Here is a 16,938-nt window from a genome sequence, read left to right as displayed (position 1 = left end):
ACTCAGGCGGCCGCCTCAGGTGGGAATGCGTCAGACGGAAGCGATAGCGCAGCGAGCTTGCGCAACGCAGCCTTCTTGTGGGGGACCCTCGGAGAGGCCTCCACTGCGAGGGTCAGGAGCCGCAACCGGACGCCGAGTTCATCCCGGGAGAGCAGCATTCTCAGGGCAGGAACGGCCCTGTCGGCTTCGACGTGCATGGCCACATCCACGGCCGTCCGGAGCGGACTGGTCACCAGCAGTCCGCCGATACTGACCACATCCAGTTGGCCCAAGCGGACTTCGTGCAAAATGCAGCCGCGGGCCGATCGCACGCTCGAGATGCGGTGTTTCGCGTCCACCAGGAGCGAAAGCCTCTCTGGAGCATCGGCGCAACCGTAGATCCAGGCCGCAGTCATCCGGCCCGCAATGACTTTCCTGCGGATGCGATCCGGAACCACCGAGGCGGCTGCACATGCGCGAAGCCGAGGCGTGACAGCGAGTCCGGGAGGGGTAAAGCTTTTCTCGTAGAGCGGCGTGAGCACGCCGTCGCCGGCCATTGATTGCAGCTCGGCCCACGTGAACAGGGGGCTGGGCTCATATAATTCCTGGGCGAGGAAATCCTGTTGTTTCGGGGAAGGGAATCCAGAGGCCATTAAGCAATCATCGCGTGGCTGCGGAAACGAAAACAGGCCCTGTCCCTGTTATGTGGATAACCGGACAGGGCCTGTCAGCTCAGATAGCCCTAGGCGAGGTCGCTTGCCGAGCGCTGGATCTGGTCAAGCCAAGCCTCGCGGGCCTCAAGGGCCTCACGGGCGTTCTTGATGCGGCGCTGGTCTCCGGCCTTTTCAGCCTTCTCCAGATCTTCTCTCAGGCCGGCGATTGCAGCTTCAAGCTGCGACAGGGCGCTGTTGGTGCGGGCTTTGGTCTCCGGGTTGCTCCGGCGCCACTTGTCGTCTTCGGCTTCCCGGACGGCGTCCTCGACCTTGCGCAGGCCGGCTTCAATCCTGCCCATGTCGGCGCGCGGCACCTTGCCGGCTTCTTCCCAACGATCACGGATGGACTGAAGGGCCTTCTTCGCGGCGTTCAGATCCGTGATCGGCAGCAATGCCTGGGCCTCAGCGATCAGATCTTCCTTGACGGCAAGGTTGACCGTGTACTGCTGGTCAATCTCATCGTTGGCGGCTTGGCGGTTGCTGAAGAAGACGTCCTGGGCGGCGCGGAAGCGCAACCAGAGGGCGTCATCGTCCTTGCGGCTGGCGCGGGGCGTAGCCTTCCACTGGTCCATGAGGCGGCGGTATTCGCCGGCCGCAAATCCCCAGTCCGTCGAGCTGGAGAGGGCTTCGGCCTCGACAATCAGCTGTTCCTTCGCGACCTTAGCGGCCGAGTTGGTGCTGTCCAACTGGGAGAAGTAGGCGCGGCGGTGGCGATCAAACACGGTACGGGCCGAGCGGAACCGCTTCCAGAGGGCGTCCTCGTTGCTGCGCCCGAGCCGGATGCCGTTCTTCTGAGCCGTCTTCCAGCTTTCGAAGAGTTCGTTCATGCGGGCGCTGGACGTCTTCCACTGGACCTGGGACGGATCCTGGGACGCAATGGATTCGGCCTCTGCAACGATCGCTTCGCGCGCAGCGAGTTCGGCCGCGCGAGCGGCATCGTGCGCGGCTTTCTCGGACTTTTCCAGTTCAGAAATCTGTCCGGCCAACGCGTCCAAGCGGGTTTCCGCGGTGCGGATGTCGCCCACCATGTTGCGCTCAGCGAGCTGCTCGCGCAGGTGGTCCACCGTCTTCTGCATGTCCGTGGCAGGGGCCTTGGACTCCACGCGGTGTTCCATCAAAACGATCTGCGCGACGACGTCCTCGTACTTCCGGGCGAAGTAGGCCAACGCCTCGTCAGTGCTCACGCCTGGGTACTGTCCCACCGGCTGCTCTTCGCCGTCGATGGTCAGGAAGACATGACCGTCACCCTCCGCGCGCCCCCACTTGGCGGCCTCCGCGAGCGACACAGCTGTGGGCTGGGCAGCCGGTGCGGCTGGAATCACGCTCGCTGCGGCCTTCGGACGGGCAGCAAAAGCTGCGGGAGATGGTGCGTGCGAGGGGGCCGGGCGTGGTGTCGGAGAAGCAGTCTTGGCAGCGGGCTCTACCGGGGCAGCGGGCTCTGCCGCGTCGGCTGCCGGGGCAGCGGGCTCTGCCGCGTCGGCTACCGGAGCAGCGGGCTCTGCCGCGTCGGCTACCGGAGCAGCGGGCTCGACGCCGGCTTGCTCGGCTACCGCCGAGGACTCGGCTGCGTCGTCTACCGGCGCAGCTGATTCAGCTCTGGTCTCGGCCGCCGCCGGTGCCTGGATTTCTTCTTCGTTGGCCACTACTGCAGTTTCGTCGGATTTCTGACTGTCTGTCACCGCTAAAAGTCTTTCGCTTGGAGGGATTACTAAGGTAAGAAGCCGTGGACCGTTGTCCGGGCTGTTTACTTCAGAGAAAACGAGTCTATCGTGACAGGTGCCACAGGGGCGCCGTCCGTGGCGCTGCTGCCCGGATTTATGCCCGCCTGGGCAATCTTCGTCACGACGTCCATGCCGCCCGTCACTTTGCCTACGATCGTGTAGCCGCCGGCGGAATCCGGGGGAATGACGGTGTCCTTGTACACGATGAAGAATTGGTGCCCGTTGCCGTAGGCGTTGTTTCCGGTTCGCGCGACGGCGATTGTTCCGGCCGGATAGGTGTTGTTGGCGGGCGTGTTCTCCAGCGGTCCCCAGTGGAAGTTGGGGTCGTCAGTGGTGTCCGCTCCCTTGGCACCGCACTGCAGCACCGAGAAGTTGTCGGCAGTGGTCAGTCGCGGGCACTTGAGGCCGCTGTAGTAACCCGCATCGGTGAGGGATTTGTAGACGGCAGCGGCCTGGGGAGCCGTGGTGCCGTACAGTTCGACTCCGACAATCCCGCCGTTGAGGCTGAGTTGGCCAGTGAAAGTTTTGCCTGCCGCGGTATCCGCTTTGGGAATGTCCGCACTGTTTGTCCCCGCGCTGTTTGTGGCCGTGGCGGAAGGCGACGCCGACGGCGAACTGAGCCCGGCCTGCGCCGCTGCGAACTCCGACTCGCTCGGGTTCGAGTTGAACACGGTGAGCTGAAGTACGACGGCGGCGATCAGTACGGCGGCAGCCGCACCGACGGCGATCACATTGTCCCGACGGCGCCGCTTGCCCTGGGCACGCCGAAGCTCGCGCTTGGCTTCCATCTGCCTGATGCGCCGTTTGGCTTCACGGTTGTCCCGCGGCCTTATAGCCAAGAGTCCTCCTGGTTGTCTGGACGAGCTTCCATCGCAGGCAACCCAAGCCAAGCGCCTGCATTAGATGTGCAGGCGCCGAAAGCATAAACTGGCTGCCGCACATAGTTTATGCATGACTGGCTGGGCGCCAGCCCGTCCTGAGCCGAATCGGCCCGTGGTTCTTTGAGGCAGGTCCGGCCGACGCAATCATTGAGGAGAAAATTCCACCATGGCTCGTACTGCCTCCCTGTCCGGATTCCCCGAGTGGCTTCCCCAGGAGCGGTTGGTGGAATTGCATGTGCTGGACACTTTGCGCAAGACCTTCGAACTTCACGGTTTCTCCTCCATCGAAACCCGTGCCGTTGAGACGGTCGGCCAACTCCTGCGCAAGGGCGAGATCGACAAAGAGGTATACGGCCTGAGTCGCCTGCAGGAAGATGAGGATGCCGGCGAGGGCGGAAAGACGGACAGGGCGGATCCCAATGCCTTGGCCCTCCACTTCGACCTGACGGTGCCTTTCGCCCGCTATGTCGTGGAAAATGCCGGCTACCTCGCTTTTCCGTTCCGCCGCTACCAGATCCAGAAGGTGTGGCGGGGGAGCGTCCCCAGGAAGGTCGCGCCCGCGAGTTCACGCAGGCGGACATTGATGTTGTGGGCGACGGCGAACTGCCGTTCCGCTATGACGTCGAGATCGCCCTAGTGATCGCCGAAGCGCTGAGCGCTCTTCCCATTCCGGACTTCCGCCTGCGCATCAACAACCGCAAGTTGGCTGAAGGCTTCTATCGCGGTATCGGCCTCACCGACACCGCCGGGGTGCTTCGCAGCATCGACAAGCTCGAGAAGATCGGCGACGCGAAAGTCGCCGAACTGCTCAAGACCGAGCTTGGCGCCACGGATGAGCAGGCGGCTCTTGCCCTGAAGCTTGCAAGCATCCGCACTGAGGACACCTCCTTTGTGGCGCAGGTCCGCGCTCTCGGTGTGACGGACGTACTGCTCGAAGAAGGCCTTAGCGAACTTGAACAAGTCATCGAAGCCGCCGTGCAGCGCGCCCCCGGCAAGGTTGTTGCCGACCTCAGCATCGCCCGGGGCCTGGACTACTACACCGGAACCGTCGTCGAAACCGTCCTGGTGGGCCACGAGCAGCTCGGTTCCATTTGCTCCGGCGGCCGCTATGACGCTCTCGCGAGCAAGGGCAACCGCAAGTTCCCCGGCGTCGGGCTTTCGATCGGCGTGACCCGCCTCGTATCCCGCATCCTGAGCCAGGAATTCGCGACTGCGTCCCGCTCGGTTCCTACGGCAGTGCTGGTGGCACTGAACAACGACGATAGTTGGTCCGCTGCCCAGGACGTCGCGGCCCAGCTGCGCGGGCGGGGGATCGCGACCGAGGTTGCGGCCAAGGCCGAAAAGTTCGGCAAGCAGATCAAGTTCGCCGATCGCCGCGGCATTCCTTTTGTCTGGTTCACGGACGACGATGGCAAGCACCAAGTGAAGGACATCCGCACCGGAGAGCAGGTGGATGCGGATCCCGCCAGCTGGGAGCCGTCCGCCGAGGATCTCCACGTCCGCATCACCACCCGCTAAGCCCGAACCGGCGCCCGCGGACGGTAACCGGCCGGCCGCAACTGGTCGGGGCAGCGCGTGATGGGGCGGCGATTCATCCATACGGGTAAACTCGAACGGGATCGTTTTGTCATGATCCGCTGAAAATCATGTTGAAAGGAATGCTGTGCTGCGCACACATGACCTCGGATCCTTGCGTTCCGAGCACATTGGACAGACCGTTACCCTGGCAGGCTGGGTAGGCCGCCGCCGCGATCACGGTGGCGTGGCCTTCGTCGATCTGCGTGACGCGTCCGGTGTCGCCCAGGTGGTCGTCCGCGAGGAAGAGGTCTTCCACGGCCTGCGCAACGAATATGTGCTGCAGATCGTGGGCACCGTCAGCAAGCGTCCCGAAGGCAACGAGAACCCGCACCTCGCCACTGGCGAGATCGAGGTGATCGCCGAGAAAGTGGTGATCCTCAACACCTCGGACCCGTTGCCGTTCCAGATCGACGAGCACGTGGAGGTCGGAGAGGAAGCGCGCCTCAAGCACCGCTATCTCGACCTGCGCCGCCCTGGCCCCGCCCACAACCTGCGTCTGCGTTCCGAGGCCAACCGCGTGGCCCGCGAACTGCTTCACAAGCAGGGTTATGTTGAGATCGAAACCCCCACCCTGACGCGGTCGACGCCGGAAGGCGCCCGTGACTTCGTTGTTCCTGCGCGCTTGGCGCCGGGTTCCTGGTACGCGCTTCCGCAGTCGCCGCAGCTTTTCAAGCAGCTGCTCCAGGTTGGCGGTTTCGAAAAGTACTACCAGATCGCCCGTTGCTACCGCGACGAAGACTTCCGTGCGGACCGCCAGCCGGAATTCACCCAGCTCGACATCGAAGCCAGCTTCGTTGACCAGGACGACATCATTGAGCTCGGCGAAAGCATCGTCAAAGCATTGTGGAAGTTGATCGAGGTCGAGATCCCGACGCCGATCCGCCGCATGACGTACCACGAGGCCATGGCGAAGTACGGCTCAGACAAGCCGGACCTGCGTTTCGGCCTGGAACTCACCGAACTGACGGAGTTCTTCAAGGACACGAACTTTGGTGTCTTCAAGGCTCCCTACGTTGGCGCGGTCGTCATGCCCGGTGGTGCCTCGCAGGCCCGCCGCGCACTGGACGCCTGGCAGGAATGGGCCAAGCAGCGTGGCGCCAAGGGGCTTGCCTACGTTCTGTTCAAGGAAGACGGCGAGCTCACGGGTCCCGTTGCCAAGAACCTGACGGACACCGAACGTGCCGGGCTGGCCGACGCCGTGGGCGCAAAGCCCGGCGATTGCATCTTCTTCGCCGCCGGAGAGAAGTCCCCGTCCCGCGCCCTGCTTGGTGCTGCCCGCGTTGAGATCGGCCACCGCACCGGCCTGATCGACCCCAAGGATTGGGCCTTCGTCTGGATCGTGGACGCCCCGATGTTCGAACCTGCTGCTGCGGCAGTCGCTTCCGGCGACGTCGCGGTGGGTGGCGGCCAGTGGACGGCCCTGCACCATGCCTTCACTTCCCCGAAGCCCGAGTACCTGGACTCGTTCGACAAGGACCCGGAATCGGCCCTGTCCTACGCCTACGACATCGTGTGCAACGGCAACGAAATCGGCGGCGGATCCATCCGTATCCACGAGGCCGATGTCCAGGAGCGCGTTTTCGAGCTCATGGGCCTGGACAAGGAAGACGCGCAGACCAAGTTCGGCTTCCTTCTTGAGGGATTCAAGTACGGCGCGCCTCCGCACGGCGGCATGGCCTTCGGTTGGGACCGCGTCGTGGCCCTGCTGGCCGGCGTTGACTCGATCCGCGACGTCATCGCTTTCCCGAAGTCGGGCGGCGGTTACGACCCCCTGACCGCTGCTCCTGCGCCCATCACGGCGCAGCAGCGCAAGGAAGCCGGAGTCGACTTCAAGCCTGAAGCCAAGCCGCAGGGCAAGTCCGACTAACAAGCCGTAGTAGTAGACCTAAGGCCTCCGCAGCTGCGGAGGCCTTAGGCGTATCATGACGGCGATTGACCTTGAGGAGGACACATGGCCCAGGAGATGACGCTTGGGTTGATAGAGGAGCTGATGGACCGGGCATGGCCGGCCCCGGATCGTGAGGACACGGGCGGATGGGTCATGCGTGCCGCAGGTGGCGTCACGCAGCGGGCAAACTCGGTCTGGCCGAGGGAGCAGGCCGATGACCATGAATCGGCAGTCCGGGCGGCGACCCAGTGGTATCGCTCCCGGCGCCTCCCGCTGATCTTCCAGATTTTCGAAGACGAACGCAGCACCGGCCTGAACGCGGTGCTTGATGCGCAACGATTCACCCGCCAGTCTGAAACGCTCATCATGGTCCGGCCGGGCGGCGAGCTTTCCGGGACCCGACACGGTCACCCGGCTGCCGGCGTCGAGATCTCCGACGAGCCGTCCGAAGAGTGGTTCCGGTTGTGGTGGTCGGTGGACGGGCGCGGGGGAGACACCGGGCTGGAGATTGCGCGGAGCATCCTTTCGTCCTGCCCCTCCCTCTACGCTCTCGTGAGGGACGACGACGGCGCCACGGCCGCCGTCGGACGCCTCGCCCTGGTGGAAGGCAGGGGTGGTATCTATTGCATGGCCACCACGGCTAAGCACCGCCGCCGTGGCTTCGGGCGGCAGATCGTCGACGCGCTTCTTACGGCTGGCAGTCGCCGAGGAGTGTCGGAGTTCTGGCTACTGGTGATGGCCTCGAATACCGGCGCCCAGGCTCTGTACGAGGCGCCGGCTTCGCAGTGCACGGCAGGTACCTCTACCGGCAGGCACGGCCCCAGCGGGCGTTGTCAGGCTGCTAGGAGGGGTGGCGACGCTGCGCCGTCATGGGGGCATTCAGAGGCGGCGGACCTGTGTCCGCGGGGTGAAGGTGTTGGCGATCAGGTGCCTTGGAACACGGCACCTGAGGGGTTGTTCGGGGGCGCGGGCCGGCGGGGATCGTCCGTGTCGTGGGCGTCGGCGTGGGGCCATGGGTGTGCGGCTGTGAAGGAGTGCCAGTCCGGTAGGGGATCCGGGGGCAGTTCCGGTTCGGGATGTGCGGGCACTTCTTGGTCCGGGCGTGTGTCCGAGTCCGTGTCCGTCTCCGTGATCGGGACATGGTGTGGCCAGCGGGGTGGTTCCCAGTCCTGGTGTTCGCTGGGGTAGTGCCGTTGTGAGGGTGAGGTCCACCCGGGCGGGTGGTTCTTGCTGGCGGTGGTGGGTGTCCATGCGGTCCGGTGTTTGAGGCGGTGGTGTTTGGGGCAGGGCTGGCCCAGGTTGGAGATGCCGGTGGTGCCTCCCTCGGCCCAGGCCAGGAGGTGGTCGGCGTCGTTGTCCAGGGAGTGGTTGTTGCAGCCGGGGAAGGGGCATTTGCCGTCGCGGAGCCTCAGCCATTGGCGCTGGGCCTTGGTGAGGCGGTAGCTGGTCCGTCCGATTTCCAGCGGCGCGCCGTCGCGGGGGTCGGTCAGGACGCGGTGGAAGGAGTCGGCGCCGTCGGTGATCAGGCGGCGTGCCATGGAGGGCGGGATCGGCCCGTACCCGTCCAGCATGGCCGGTTCCTCGGTGGCGCCCAGGAGGGACAGGACCGGGACGGTGACCAGGACCTGCGCCCTCGGGGACGGGACGCACCCCGCCCCGCCCGTTCCCTGCCGCCCTGGTCCGGCCCCGCCCGCTCGCGTGCCGCCGGTGACCGTCCTGCCGGTGACTGTCCCGCCGGTGGTGTGGTTGGTGAGGAGCCAGGTGGCGGTGATGTCGGCGCGGAGCTGGGCGAGGGTGCGGGCCTCGTGGGGGCCTTGGAGGGCGCGGGCGGCGGCGGTGGTCCGTTCCCAGATCCCGGCGGCGGTATCTGCCGGGAGGTGGGCGGAGATCCATGCCATGCCGTCACGGTCCGGGAGGTATTCGACGCGCCGGTCCCGGGCTCGTGCGGCGTGGCGTTCCTCGAGGCCGGCGGGGTGGTGGCGTTCCCGCCAGGTGCGTGCCTTGGTGCGGAACCGGGACGGGACGAGGTCCCCGGCCGGGCACCCCCGGGCGGGGTTGGGTGCGTCGGGGTCCAGGAAGTGCGCTTCCAGGGCGGCTGCCCCGGCGGGGTCCAGGCCGCCGGTTTCCTCGACCATGATCCGGGCGTGCTGCCAGGAGATCGTCCCGGACTGCAGGGCCGCCAGGGTCCGCGGCAGCACCTTGGTCAGTGCCTGGCTTTCGGACAGGAGCGCGCCGGCGGTTCGTTCGCTGACGGTCAGGACGCAGGCGACCTCGGCGAGCAGGGCCAGCTCCTGGGCGGTGCGTTCCTGCGGTGATGCCGCCGGCCCCGCCAGGAGCCTGGCCGCGTGGACGTAGTCCGCGGCGAGCGTCGCTTTCAGCGCGGCGGTCCTGGCTTCCAGCCGGGCCACCTCGGCGAGGCCGTCCAGGCAATCATCCGCCAGGCGCCGCAGCGGATAGGCGCCCGGCGGGGACTCGGCGTGCCGCGGGAAAAACGGCGTCCCGCGGGGAATCGAGGCCGGGCGTCTCGGAGCGCACCGCGCCGGCGCCGCTCAAGCCAGCAAGCACAGCAACGGACGCGGCAATGGCCTCCACGGCCGCCCTGCTGTCCGCAGTCCAGGCTGTCCTTCCATCCATACCCACAGCATCGCAGGAGGCACCGACAATTAAGTGCCGCCGCTTCGGCCGGTGCGCACCTCTCGCGGACACCGACCGGCGCCCGGAGAGTGGTTGTACAGCCATCCAAGGATCCGTCCAGCGTCAAGATAAGCAGCGGCGCGGCAACGGCAACGGCAACGTCGCCAGGATCACGATCGTTTCAGCCGTCCGGTTACCGCCAGGACTGCCTAGGGGAGGCGGAAGGGTTTCAGTTCTTCGAAGCGGTCGCCAGGGCCGGGGTTGTCCCCGGGGTGCCGCCGCCGAGCTGCGTCATGACTCCCCACACCGCGTTGAGGCCCGTGGTCACGGCTCCGTCGGCCCAGCCTCCGGTCCAGGAGATGTCGTCTCCTGCGAGGAAGATGCCGCGGTGTTCCGGCAAGTGACCTTCTTGCATGAAGTGGGTGTAGAGCCGTTCCTGGTAGCGGTAGTGGCCGGGGAGGTTGTCGCTGAAGGCGCCCATGAAGTTGGGATCATCCTCCCAGGAGACCGTGATCGGATCGCCGACGATGTGCGAGGCAATGTCCACCGTAGGGTAGATCTGCTTGAGGGAGTGCAGCATGAGCCGGACCCGTTCGTCGGCATCCAAGGGGAGCCACTTGAGGGCGTCGTCGTTCCACGTGTAGGACAGGCAGACCAGGGCTGGCTGGTCCGGGCCGTTGTCCAGGAGGTAGGTTCCGCGGGTGAGCCTGTCCGTAAGCGTGGTGCTCATGATCTGGCGTCCGGTTTCGGGGTCGATGTCCTTCCAGAAGGGCCGGTCCACCACCACGAAGGTCTTGGACGACTGCATGTAGTGGCTGCGTTCGATCGCGGTCCACAGTTTGTGGCTGAAGAGCGATTCGTCGACGCCGATGCGCGCCGAAAGCAGCCAGCTCTGGCAGGTGGCGATAACCGCCGGGTATTCGGCAGTTCGTCCCCAGCGGTCCGTGACTGCGATGTCGCCCGGGGTGCCGTCGTCGTTGGCCAGCCGTCGTACGGAAGTCACGGCCCCAAGGGGGTGGCCCCCGTGCAGCGATGCCAGGCAGGTGCCGGCCGGCCAATGAGCCAGGCCCTCCGGCGCGTGCAGCCACAGCCGCTCCGGGAGAAGCTGTGCGCCGCCGATGATCCGGTGCTGCTCGGCGTCGGCGTCCACGTAGACCACGCGGAGGATTTCGAGGAACGAATCCGGGAAGTTGGTGTCCCAGCCGCCGGTGCCGAAGCCGACCTGGCCGAAGGCCTCCCGGTATTCGAACGGCAGGGCGGAGAACGCCTTGGAGGTGGCGAGGTAGCCGGAGAAGGAGACGTCGTCGAACTTCGGGACCAACTCGTTCCAGAGTTTCTTGATGGTGGCCAGGTCGCGGTTGCGGATGGCTTCCTGCATCGCCGTGAAGTGGGCACGTTCCTCGAGGCAGTCGTCCCACGCGGCAGCGACGTCGGCAAAGAACTGTGGAAGATCCGCGGCGGTCTCGGCGTAGTGCGCCTGTCCGCCGAGTTCGATCACCGTGCTGCCCGCTGCCGGGGTGAGCGGGTTGGGGAACGGCTGGGTCTGGATCCCGACCTTGTCGGCGTAGTGGAAGAAGGACCGTCCCGACCGCGGGAAGCGCATGCCGCCGAGGTCCGCCACGGGGCCGGACTGTCCCGGCTGGGTCCCGCCGCGGAGGCGGCCGCCGATCCTGGAGGATTCGTAAATGACAGGCTTGAGGCCCATCTTCATGAGTTCGTAGGCGGCAACAAGTCCGGAAAGGCCCGCGCCGACGACTGCCACTTCGGTGCCGTGCATGGCTTCGGGGACGCTGCCGATCCCTGCAGGGTGTGCGAGGAAGTCGTCATAGGGGAACGGGAAGTCCGGGTTGAGCATGGTGATGGGAGCGGCCGCGGTTGTGGTCGCGGGTGCAGTCGGAGTGCTTGTGGCTGCGATGGTCACTGGTGTCCTTAGTGGTTTGTTGCGGTAGGTTCGTTGGTCATGAAGCGGGCCAGGTAGTCGGTGTCCCGGCGAGCCTGGGCAAGGACCGCGAGGTCCACGTCGGCGAGGATCAGCTCACCTTCGCCGGATGCCGTCGCCAGCCGCCGCCCATACGGGTCGGCGACGGTGCTCAACCCTGCGAAGTCCGGGCCGGCATGGTTGGCGTACGCGATGAAGATCTGGCTTTCGAGAGCGCGGGTGGGGACCACCATGGAGGGGATCAGCCGTGTGTCGAAGGGCTGCTCGCCAGCGTCGTCCCCGGCCCGCAGCGGTACCGCCGTCGGCACGCACAGCAACTCGGCGCCCGCCAGGGCGGTGGACCGCACGAACTCGGGGAACTCGACGTCGAAGCAAATGCCCAGGGCGATCTTGACACCCTTGAAGTCCACGACGGCGGGCGCCTCGCTTCCGGGCGTGAACACAGAGTTCTCGTCGGTGCCGAACAGGTTCTGCTTGCGGTAGCGGGCCAGTTCCGTGCCGTCGGGGCCAAACAGGGAGGCGCTGATGTAGCGCCTGCCGTCCTCATGTTCCACGGTGGAGGCCGCCAGTGCGATGCCGTGTTCGACGGCGATGGCGGCGAGCTGCTCGCGCTGCGCGGTGCCGTCGGTGCCGTGGACCGCGGTTGGTGCATAGCCGCTGGTGAACAGCTCCGGGGTGACCAGGAGCTCTGCGCCGCGTTGCCGGGCCTCCTGCGCCCGGGCTGCGATGCGCCGGAGGTTTTCGGCCGGCGAACCAACGAGGCCGGTAGCCTGAAGGACGGCAACACGCACATCAGGCTCGTGCGCCGGTGTCATTTCGCCCCGTCCAGGTCTCCACGGCAGAGGCGGGCCACCACTTCGGTGAGCATGTCCACTCCGGCGCAGGCGTCGTCGTCGTGTGTGAACTCGCGCTCGTTGTGTGAGATGCCGTCCACGCTGGGGACAAACAGCATGACCGTGGGAACGATGTCCTTCATGTTGATCGAGTCGTGGCCGGCCAGGGTGAAAACGGGGGCACTGCTTAGCTCCAGCTTGTCGGCGCACTCGCGGGCCAGTTCGACGCCGGCGGGCTGGTACGGGTTGATGCCCCAGGCATGGGATTCCTCGACATCGATCGAGACGTTGGTTTCGACCTCGATGTGGGAGATGCCGGCACGGAGCAGCGTTTTGGCCGCGGCCAGCACGTCCTCGTCTGCGGTGCGCATGTCCATGACCAGTTCCACCTTGGACGGAACCACCACGGGCGAGTTCGGGTAGACGGTTAGCTGCCCCACCGAGGTGTGCAGCACAGCTCCCTGGAAGTGGTCTGCGATCTCGCGCAGCAGGACCACAATCCGAGACGCGCCCAGGAGGGCATCCTTGCGGTCGGCGATGACGGCCGAACCCGTGTGGGCTTGCTCGCCATGGACGGTGACGCTGTATTTGGCTGCGGCCCAGCAGGAGTGAACCAGGCCTATCGTGGTTCCGGAGTCCTCGAGGGACCGGCCCTGCTCAATGTGGATCTCGGCGTAGGCTGCCGCCTGGGGGCCGCTGCCGCTGCCAAGCTGCCCGATGGCGGACAGCGCCTGGCGCACGGTGACGCCATCGACGTCGGTGATGGCGAGGGCGGTTTCAGCCGGCAGTTTTCCGGTGTAGACGGAGCTTCCCATCATGGAAGGCGCGAAGCGGCAGCCCTCTTCGTTGAACCAGTCCACCACGGCCAGGTTGTACTTGGGCTTCTCCCCGGGAACGGCGGACTCGGCCAGGCGCCGCCCGGCGTGCAGGGCGGCAGCCACCCCATAGGCGCCGTCGTACTTGCCGGCTGTCGGCTGGCTGTCCAGGTGAGATCCAACCAGGACGTAAGGCGCGCCGGGCGTCCATTCCAGGAGGGCGTAGATGTTGCCTACCTGGTCCGTTTCGGTGCGGAAGCCGTACTGGGCAGCCAAGGAGGTGAACCAGGTGCGGGCCTGTGCGTCGGCGGTGGTTGCTGCCTGCCGGTCTACGCCATGGCCTGGGGTCTCGCCAATGGCGGAGAGGCTGCGGAAGTCGCGGAGGAAGGCCTCAGCAGCGGTGACGCCTGTGTTCGCTCCGATAGTAGGGGTGCTCATGATGCGGAGCCTTCCGTTTGGTTCTTGGGAGTGGATGTGATGACCGGAAGGAGATGGCTTCCGGGATTGATGATTGCCAGTTCGCTCACGCGTTTGCGGACGGCGAACCATCCGGCGATGAGTGCCGGAACAATGATGGCAAGGGATACAACCGTGTATGTCCCCACGGGGAAGTCGAAGACCATAAGGACCATGACGCCGGCGAGAAAAGCCAAAGTGAGGTATGACGTCCGTGGAGCGCCAAGCATCCGGAACGCCGGCCGGAGCATGAGCCCCTTCCTGGACAGCTTGTAGAGCTTGAGCTGGCACAGGACGATGGTTCCCCAGGTACACAGGATGGCCAACGCCGTCGCGTTGAGTGCGATCTCGAAGGCCATGGCCGGAACCACGGCATTCAGTCCCACTCCCAGCAAGGTGATGGCCGCGGTGAAGAGGATTCCGCCGTAGGGAACACCCCCTCGGCTCATCCGTTCCATGAACTTGGGCGCCGTGCCGGTCTGGGCCATGGAGCGGTAGATACGTCCGGTCGAATACAGGCCCGCGTTCAGGCTGGACAACGCCGCGGTCAGCACCACGAAGTTCATGACATCGCCTGCACCAGGGACGCCAATGGCGGCAAAGAAGGTCACGAACGGCGATTCGCCGGCCTTGTAGGCGTTGAAGGGAAGCAGCAGGGCCAGCAGCGCCGAAGACCCGACGTAGAAGATAGCGATCCGAAAAATCACCGCGTTGACAGCCTTCGGCATGACCTTCGCCGGGTTCTTTGTTTCACCGGCCGCGACACCGATCAGGTCTATCCCGGCGTAGGCGAACACGATGCCCTGGACGATGATGACGGCCGGCAGGAGCCCGTTCGGCAGCAGGCCGCCGTTTTCGGCGATCAGGGAGAAACCGGGGCTGTGGCCTGCGACGGGGAAATTGCCGGCGAAGAAGATGCCGCCAACGATCAGGAAGGCCACCAAGGCACCTACCTTGATGATGGCGAACCAGAACTCGAGTTCACCGAAAAGCTTGACGGAAATCAGGTTCACGCCGGTCACGACCGCCAGTGCAGCCAGAGCCAGGACCCACTGGGGAACGGAGCTGAAGGCCGTCCAGTAGTGGAAGTAGACCGCGATGGCGGTGATGTCCACGATCGCCGTGAGCGCCCAGGAGATCGCGTACACCCAGCCCGAAACATAGGCAGCCTTTTCGCCGAAGAACTCCCTCGCGTAGGAAACGAAGGAGCCCGACGACGGACGGTGCAGGACGAGCTCGCCCAGGGCTCGCAGGACGAAGAAGGCGAAGACGCCGCAGATCGCATAGACAACGGGAAGGACAGGACCGGCCAAAGCAAGCCGGCCTCCGGCGCCAAGGAACAAGCCGGTGCCGATGGCACCGCCCATCCCGATCATCTGCACCTGCCTGTTGGACAGGCCTTTCTTATATCCGGACTGTTCGTCGGAGCGGACAGCCGTTGGCCGCTCCTCGACAGGGATGTTGGTGGTCATCGAAAACTCCTGGCCTATAAATTTGGGGAGCCGCATAAAAATGGCTGACATCGATCGTCCCAAGCAACGGCGGCGCGGCCAATGACAACATCACCTCGGATCGGGGCCAATTAATGTACGAAGGTACAAGCGGCGTTTCCTCTTGGGGAGGCATGATGAAGGAGGACAGTGGAGGTGCCATGACGGACGATGCGAAATGGCGGGGCGTGGTTGCGGCGTTGTCGGAACTGATCCCTGGCATGGTGGATACATTCATCGCGAGAATCCTCCAGGATCCGGTGTACAGCGAGTCCGGGCTCACCATCGAGGACCTTCGCCGGAGCAGCCATGATTCCTTGGTGGCCATTCTCGGCGTGCTGCGGGATGGAGGAACCAACATGGACGCCCTCGAGTCCATCGCCGCAGAGCTAGGCAAGCGCCGCGCCAGGCAAGGGCTCCCCTTGGACAGCCTGGTGCGCGCGATCAGGTTGGACTTTTCGGTGGTGTGGGATGCGTTGTCCGCATCCGCCTTGGCGGTGGATCCGGCGCTGCTTGTCAGCAGGACCGAACTCGTCTGGCGCACGGTGGACACATTTGCCTCACGCGTCCAAGCACGGTACGTCGCTGAACTCGAGGATATCGAGCAGGCCAACGCTGATCTGCATCACCAGTACCTCTCGCAACTATTGGCCCCCGGTGAACCGTCGGAATCGGATCTTGCCCGGATCGCCGGAGCCCTACGCGTCGACGTCGGCGCACGGTTCCTTGTAGCAGCGGTCAGCAGGGAAGACAGCCTGAGCGTACAACGCCGCCTGCGTCACCGGACTAGGAGGATAGAAGCCTTCTTTACTTTCGACCAAGAGCACCACACCCTGGTCATCCACAAGCGGGGCGGGCAGGGCCAGGCCGAGCTTAGCGACGCGCTCACCTATGACGAGTCAGTCCTCTTCGATGGCATGGCAGTAGCAGTGGCCCCACTGGCTGAAGGGCTCGGCAGTGTGAGGACCTCGGCTGCCGCCGCCCGCGAAGTCATGCGCGATTTGCCTATGGGAAGCGTTGGCGTCTTCACCCTCAGGGACAGGTGGTTGTCCATCACCAGACACAGATTGTCCCAGCTCGGTTGTGATCCGGGGCAACTCGTGTTTCCCAAGCTGCAGGACTGTGCACCGCAGGAACGGTCGCGCATCCTCGAAGCGGCCACTACGTTCCTCGGGACAGGCAGCCTGGTGGAGACGGCACGCAAGCTCTTTTGTCATCGGAACACAGTGGTGAACCGGTTGGCGGCGTTCGAACGCTACACCGGGCTGGACCTCCAGAACCCCACCGATCTTGCGTTGGCGGTGTTGGCGCTGCGAACCGCTACAGCGGATCCGTGACGTCGATCCGTACGGCGCACGCATCTGCCGCAGCCCTGCGAAGGACAGTTGCGTTGGGATCGGCAACTGCCAGAAACGGCAATTGTTTCCGCGACGCGTACTCCTTCAACGCCCTTTCCTCCAGGACCGCGGAGGAAAGCGCGGCGTCTCCGCCCAGAACGAGATATTCAATACTTTGTCCGGCGAACACACCGGCGGCATAACCGGCCACTGCCTCAGCCAGCGCGTTGGCCTGGTTCTCCCGACGCCGGGCAAAGCGCTGCTGCGAGGATCCTCCTGCCGCCGAGCGTGACTGCACATAGCGCGAACCCGATTTGGACGCAGAGACTTTGCCGCCGCTCACCACACCCACCGCGTAGCCTCCCCGGCGGACCAGAATGACCCCAAGCCGCCTTTCCTGTGAAGCAAGCGATGCCAAACGCTCCAGCGTGTTGGTGCCCTTGCCGGGCCTTCCATCAACGGGCCAAGGGGCTTTCAGCAGCGCCGTGGCGCCATCCGCCGCCCGCAAAAGCGTACCGCCGTCGTCGGGCTCTTCCTGAAGCGCGCCATGGCTCGCGGCGAAGCGCTCCACCCAACCGGGCAACCGGGAACCAGGGATGAAGGCGGTGCGCCCCGCCCGAGGGGGTTGCTTTTCGTTGGGGCCGGATGGCCGGATCTCCACGTCGATGTCTCCT

11 protein-coding genes and 3 pseudogenes are annotated in these 16,938 nt (G+C 65.3%); 4 read left to right on the top strand and 10 right to left on the bottom strand.

The window, feature by feature from the left end:
- Window positions 1-2: 2 nt before the first annotated feature.
- The 3 genes from OW521_RS22545 to OW521_RS22535 all read right to left on the bottom strand — a co-directional run bounded on the left by OW521_RS22545 (window position 3) and on the right by OW521_RS22535 (window position 3,252).
- Window positions 3-632: a type IV toxin-antitoxin system AbiEi family antitoxin gene (locus OW521_RS22545; protein ID WP_268021684.1), complete on the bottom strand. Its 630-nt coding sequence runs from the start codon at window positions 630-632 to the stop codon at window positions 3-5.
- A gap of 89 nt (window positions 633-721) precedes the next feature.
- Complete coding sequence (locus OW521_RS22540; protein ID WP_268021683.1) at window positions 722-2,371, bottom strand: DUF349 domain-containing protein; 1,650 nt, start codon at window positions 2,369-2,371, stop codon at window positions 722-724.
- Between the two features lie 65 nt (window positions 2,372-2,436).
- Window positions 2,437-3,252: a peptidylprolyl isomerase gene (locus OW521_RS22535; protein ID WP_268021682.1), complete on the bottom strand. Its 816-nt coding sequence runs from the start codon at window positions 3,250-3,252 to the stop codon at window positions 2,437-2,439.
- A gap of 208 nt (window positions 3,253-3,460) precedes the next feature.
- Between OW521_RS22535 and hisS the strand changes: the two are divergent.
- The 3 genes and pseudogenes from hisS to OW521_RS24475 form a co-directional block, all read left to right on the top strand.
- Window positions 3,461-4,812 (top strand): annotated as a pseudogene (gene hisS / locus OW521_RS22530) (histidine--tRNA ligase).
- A gap of 145 nt (window positions 4,813-4,957) precedes the next feature.
- Entirely contained in the window at window positions 4,958-6,739 is a 1,782-nt protein-coding gene (aspS, locus tag OW521_RS22525) for an aspartate--tRNA ligase (protein WP_268021681.1), read from the top strand.
- An 84-nt stretch (window positions 6,740-6,823) separates the two neighbouring features.
- Window positions 6,824-7,471 (top strand): annotated as a pseudogene (locus tag OW521_RS24475) (GNAT family N-acetyltransferase); the annotation flags it as partial.
- A gap of 212 nt (window positions 7,472-7,683) precedes the next feature.
- Here the strand turns inward: OW521_RS24475 and OW521_RS22515 are convergent.
- From OW521_RS22515 to OW521_RS22490, 6 genes and pseudogenes are all read right to left on the bottom strand, one after another.
- Window positions 7,684-9,168: a DUF222 domain-containing protein gene (locus tag OW521_RS22515; RefSeq protein ID WP_442781191.1), complete on the bottom strand. Its 1,485-nt coding sequence runs from the start codon at window positions 9,166-9,168 to the stop codon at window positions 7,684-7,686.
- A gap of 22 nt (window positions 9,169-9,190) precedes the next feature.
- A complete protein-coding gene (locus OW521_RS22510) occupies window positions 9,191-9,394 on the bottom strand; it encodes a hypothetical protein (protein ID WP_268021680.1) in 204 nt (67 codons plus the stop codon).
- A gap of 209 nt (window positions 9,395-9,603) precedes the next feature.
- A pseudogene (locus OW521_RS22505) lies at window positions 9,604-11,315 on the bottom strand (flavin monoamine oxidase family protein).
- 8 nt (window positions 11,316-11,323) lie between these two features.
- Window positions 11,324-12,148, bottom strand: coding sequence for a nitrilase-related carbon-nitrogen hydrolase (locus OW521_RS22500; RefSeq protein WP_268021679.1), 825 nt, complete (start codon window positions 12,146-12,148; stop codon window positions 11,324-11,326).
- A complete protein-coding gene (locus tag OW521_RS22495) occupies window positions 12,145-13,419 on the bottom strand; it encodes a M20 family metallo-hydrolase (RefSeq protein WP_268021678.1) in 1,275 nt (424 codons plus the stop codon). Before OW521_RS22495 ends, OW521_RS22500 begins: the two co-directional genes overlap by 4 nt.
- On the bottom strand, window positions 13,416-14,909 hold the full coding sequence (locus OW521_RS22490; RefSeq protein ID WP_268021677.1) for an amino acid permease: 1,494 nt from the start codon (window positions 14,907-14,909) through the stop codon (window positions 13,416-13,418). The genes OW521_RS22495 and OW521_RS22490 overlap by 4 nt, the downstream gene beginning before the upstream one ends.
- Window positions 14,910-15,088: 179 nt before the next feature.
- On the opposite strand from OW521_RS22490, the gene OW521_RS22485 reads away from it, so the two are divergent.
- Entirely contained in the window at window positions 15,089-16,264 is a 1,176-nt protein-coding gene (locus OW521_RS22485) for a helix-turn-helix domain-containing protein (RefSeq protein WP_268021676.1), read from the top strand.
- On the opposite strand, the gene OW521_RS22480 is transcribed toward OW521_RS22485, so the two are convergent.
- Entirely contained in the window at window positions 16,248-16,925 is a 678-nt protein-coding gene (locus OW521_RS22480) for an acVLRF1 family peptidyl-tRNA hydrolase (RefSeq protein ID WP_268021675.1), read from the bottom strand. The genes OW521_RS22485 and OW521_RS22480 overlap by 17 nt on opposite strands.
- Between the last annotated feature and the right edge of the window lie 13 nt (window positions 16,926-16,938).

This window comes from Arthrobacter sp. MMS18-M83, from assembly GCF_026683955.1.
Lineage (GTDB): Bacteria > Actinomycetota > Actinomycetes > Actinomycetales > Micrococcaceae > Arthrobacter.
Note: the sequence above shows the minus strand (reverse complement) of the source record. Positions and strands in the feature narration are given on the sequence as shown.

What these genes read in the sequence shown, in the direction of transcription:
- OW521_RS22545 (WP_268021684.1), bottom strand. Translation starts at nt 632, where the DNA reads ATGGCCTCTGGATTCCCTTCCCCGAAACAACAGGATTTCCTCGCCCAG.
- OW521_RS22510 (WP_268021680.1), bottom strand. Translation starts at nt 9,394, where the DNA reads ATGGATGGAAGGACAGCCTGGACTGCGGACAGCAGGGCGGCCGTGGAG.
- OW521_RS22500 (WP_268021679.1), bottom strand. Translation starts at nt 12,148, where the DNA reads ATGACACCGGCGCACGAGCCTGATGTGCGTGTTGCCGTCCTTCAGGCT.
- OW521_RS22495 (WP_268021678.1), bottom strand. Translation starts at nt 13,419, where the DNA reads ATGAGCACCCCTACTATCGGAGCGAACACAGGCGTCACCGCTGCTGAG.
- OW521_RS22490 (WP_268021677.1), bottom strand. Translation starts at nt 14,909, where the DNA reads ATGACCACCAACATCCCTGTCGAGGAGCGGCCAACGGCTGTCCGCTCC.
- OW521_RS22485 (WP_268021676.1), top strand. Translation starts at nt 15,089, where the DNA reads ATGACGGACGATGCGAAATGGCGGGGCGTGGTTGCGGCGTTGTCGGAA.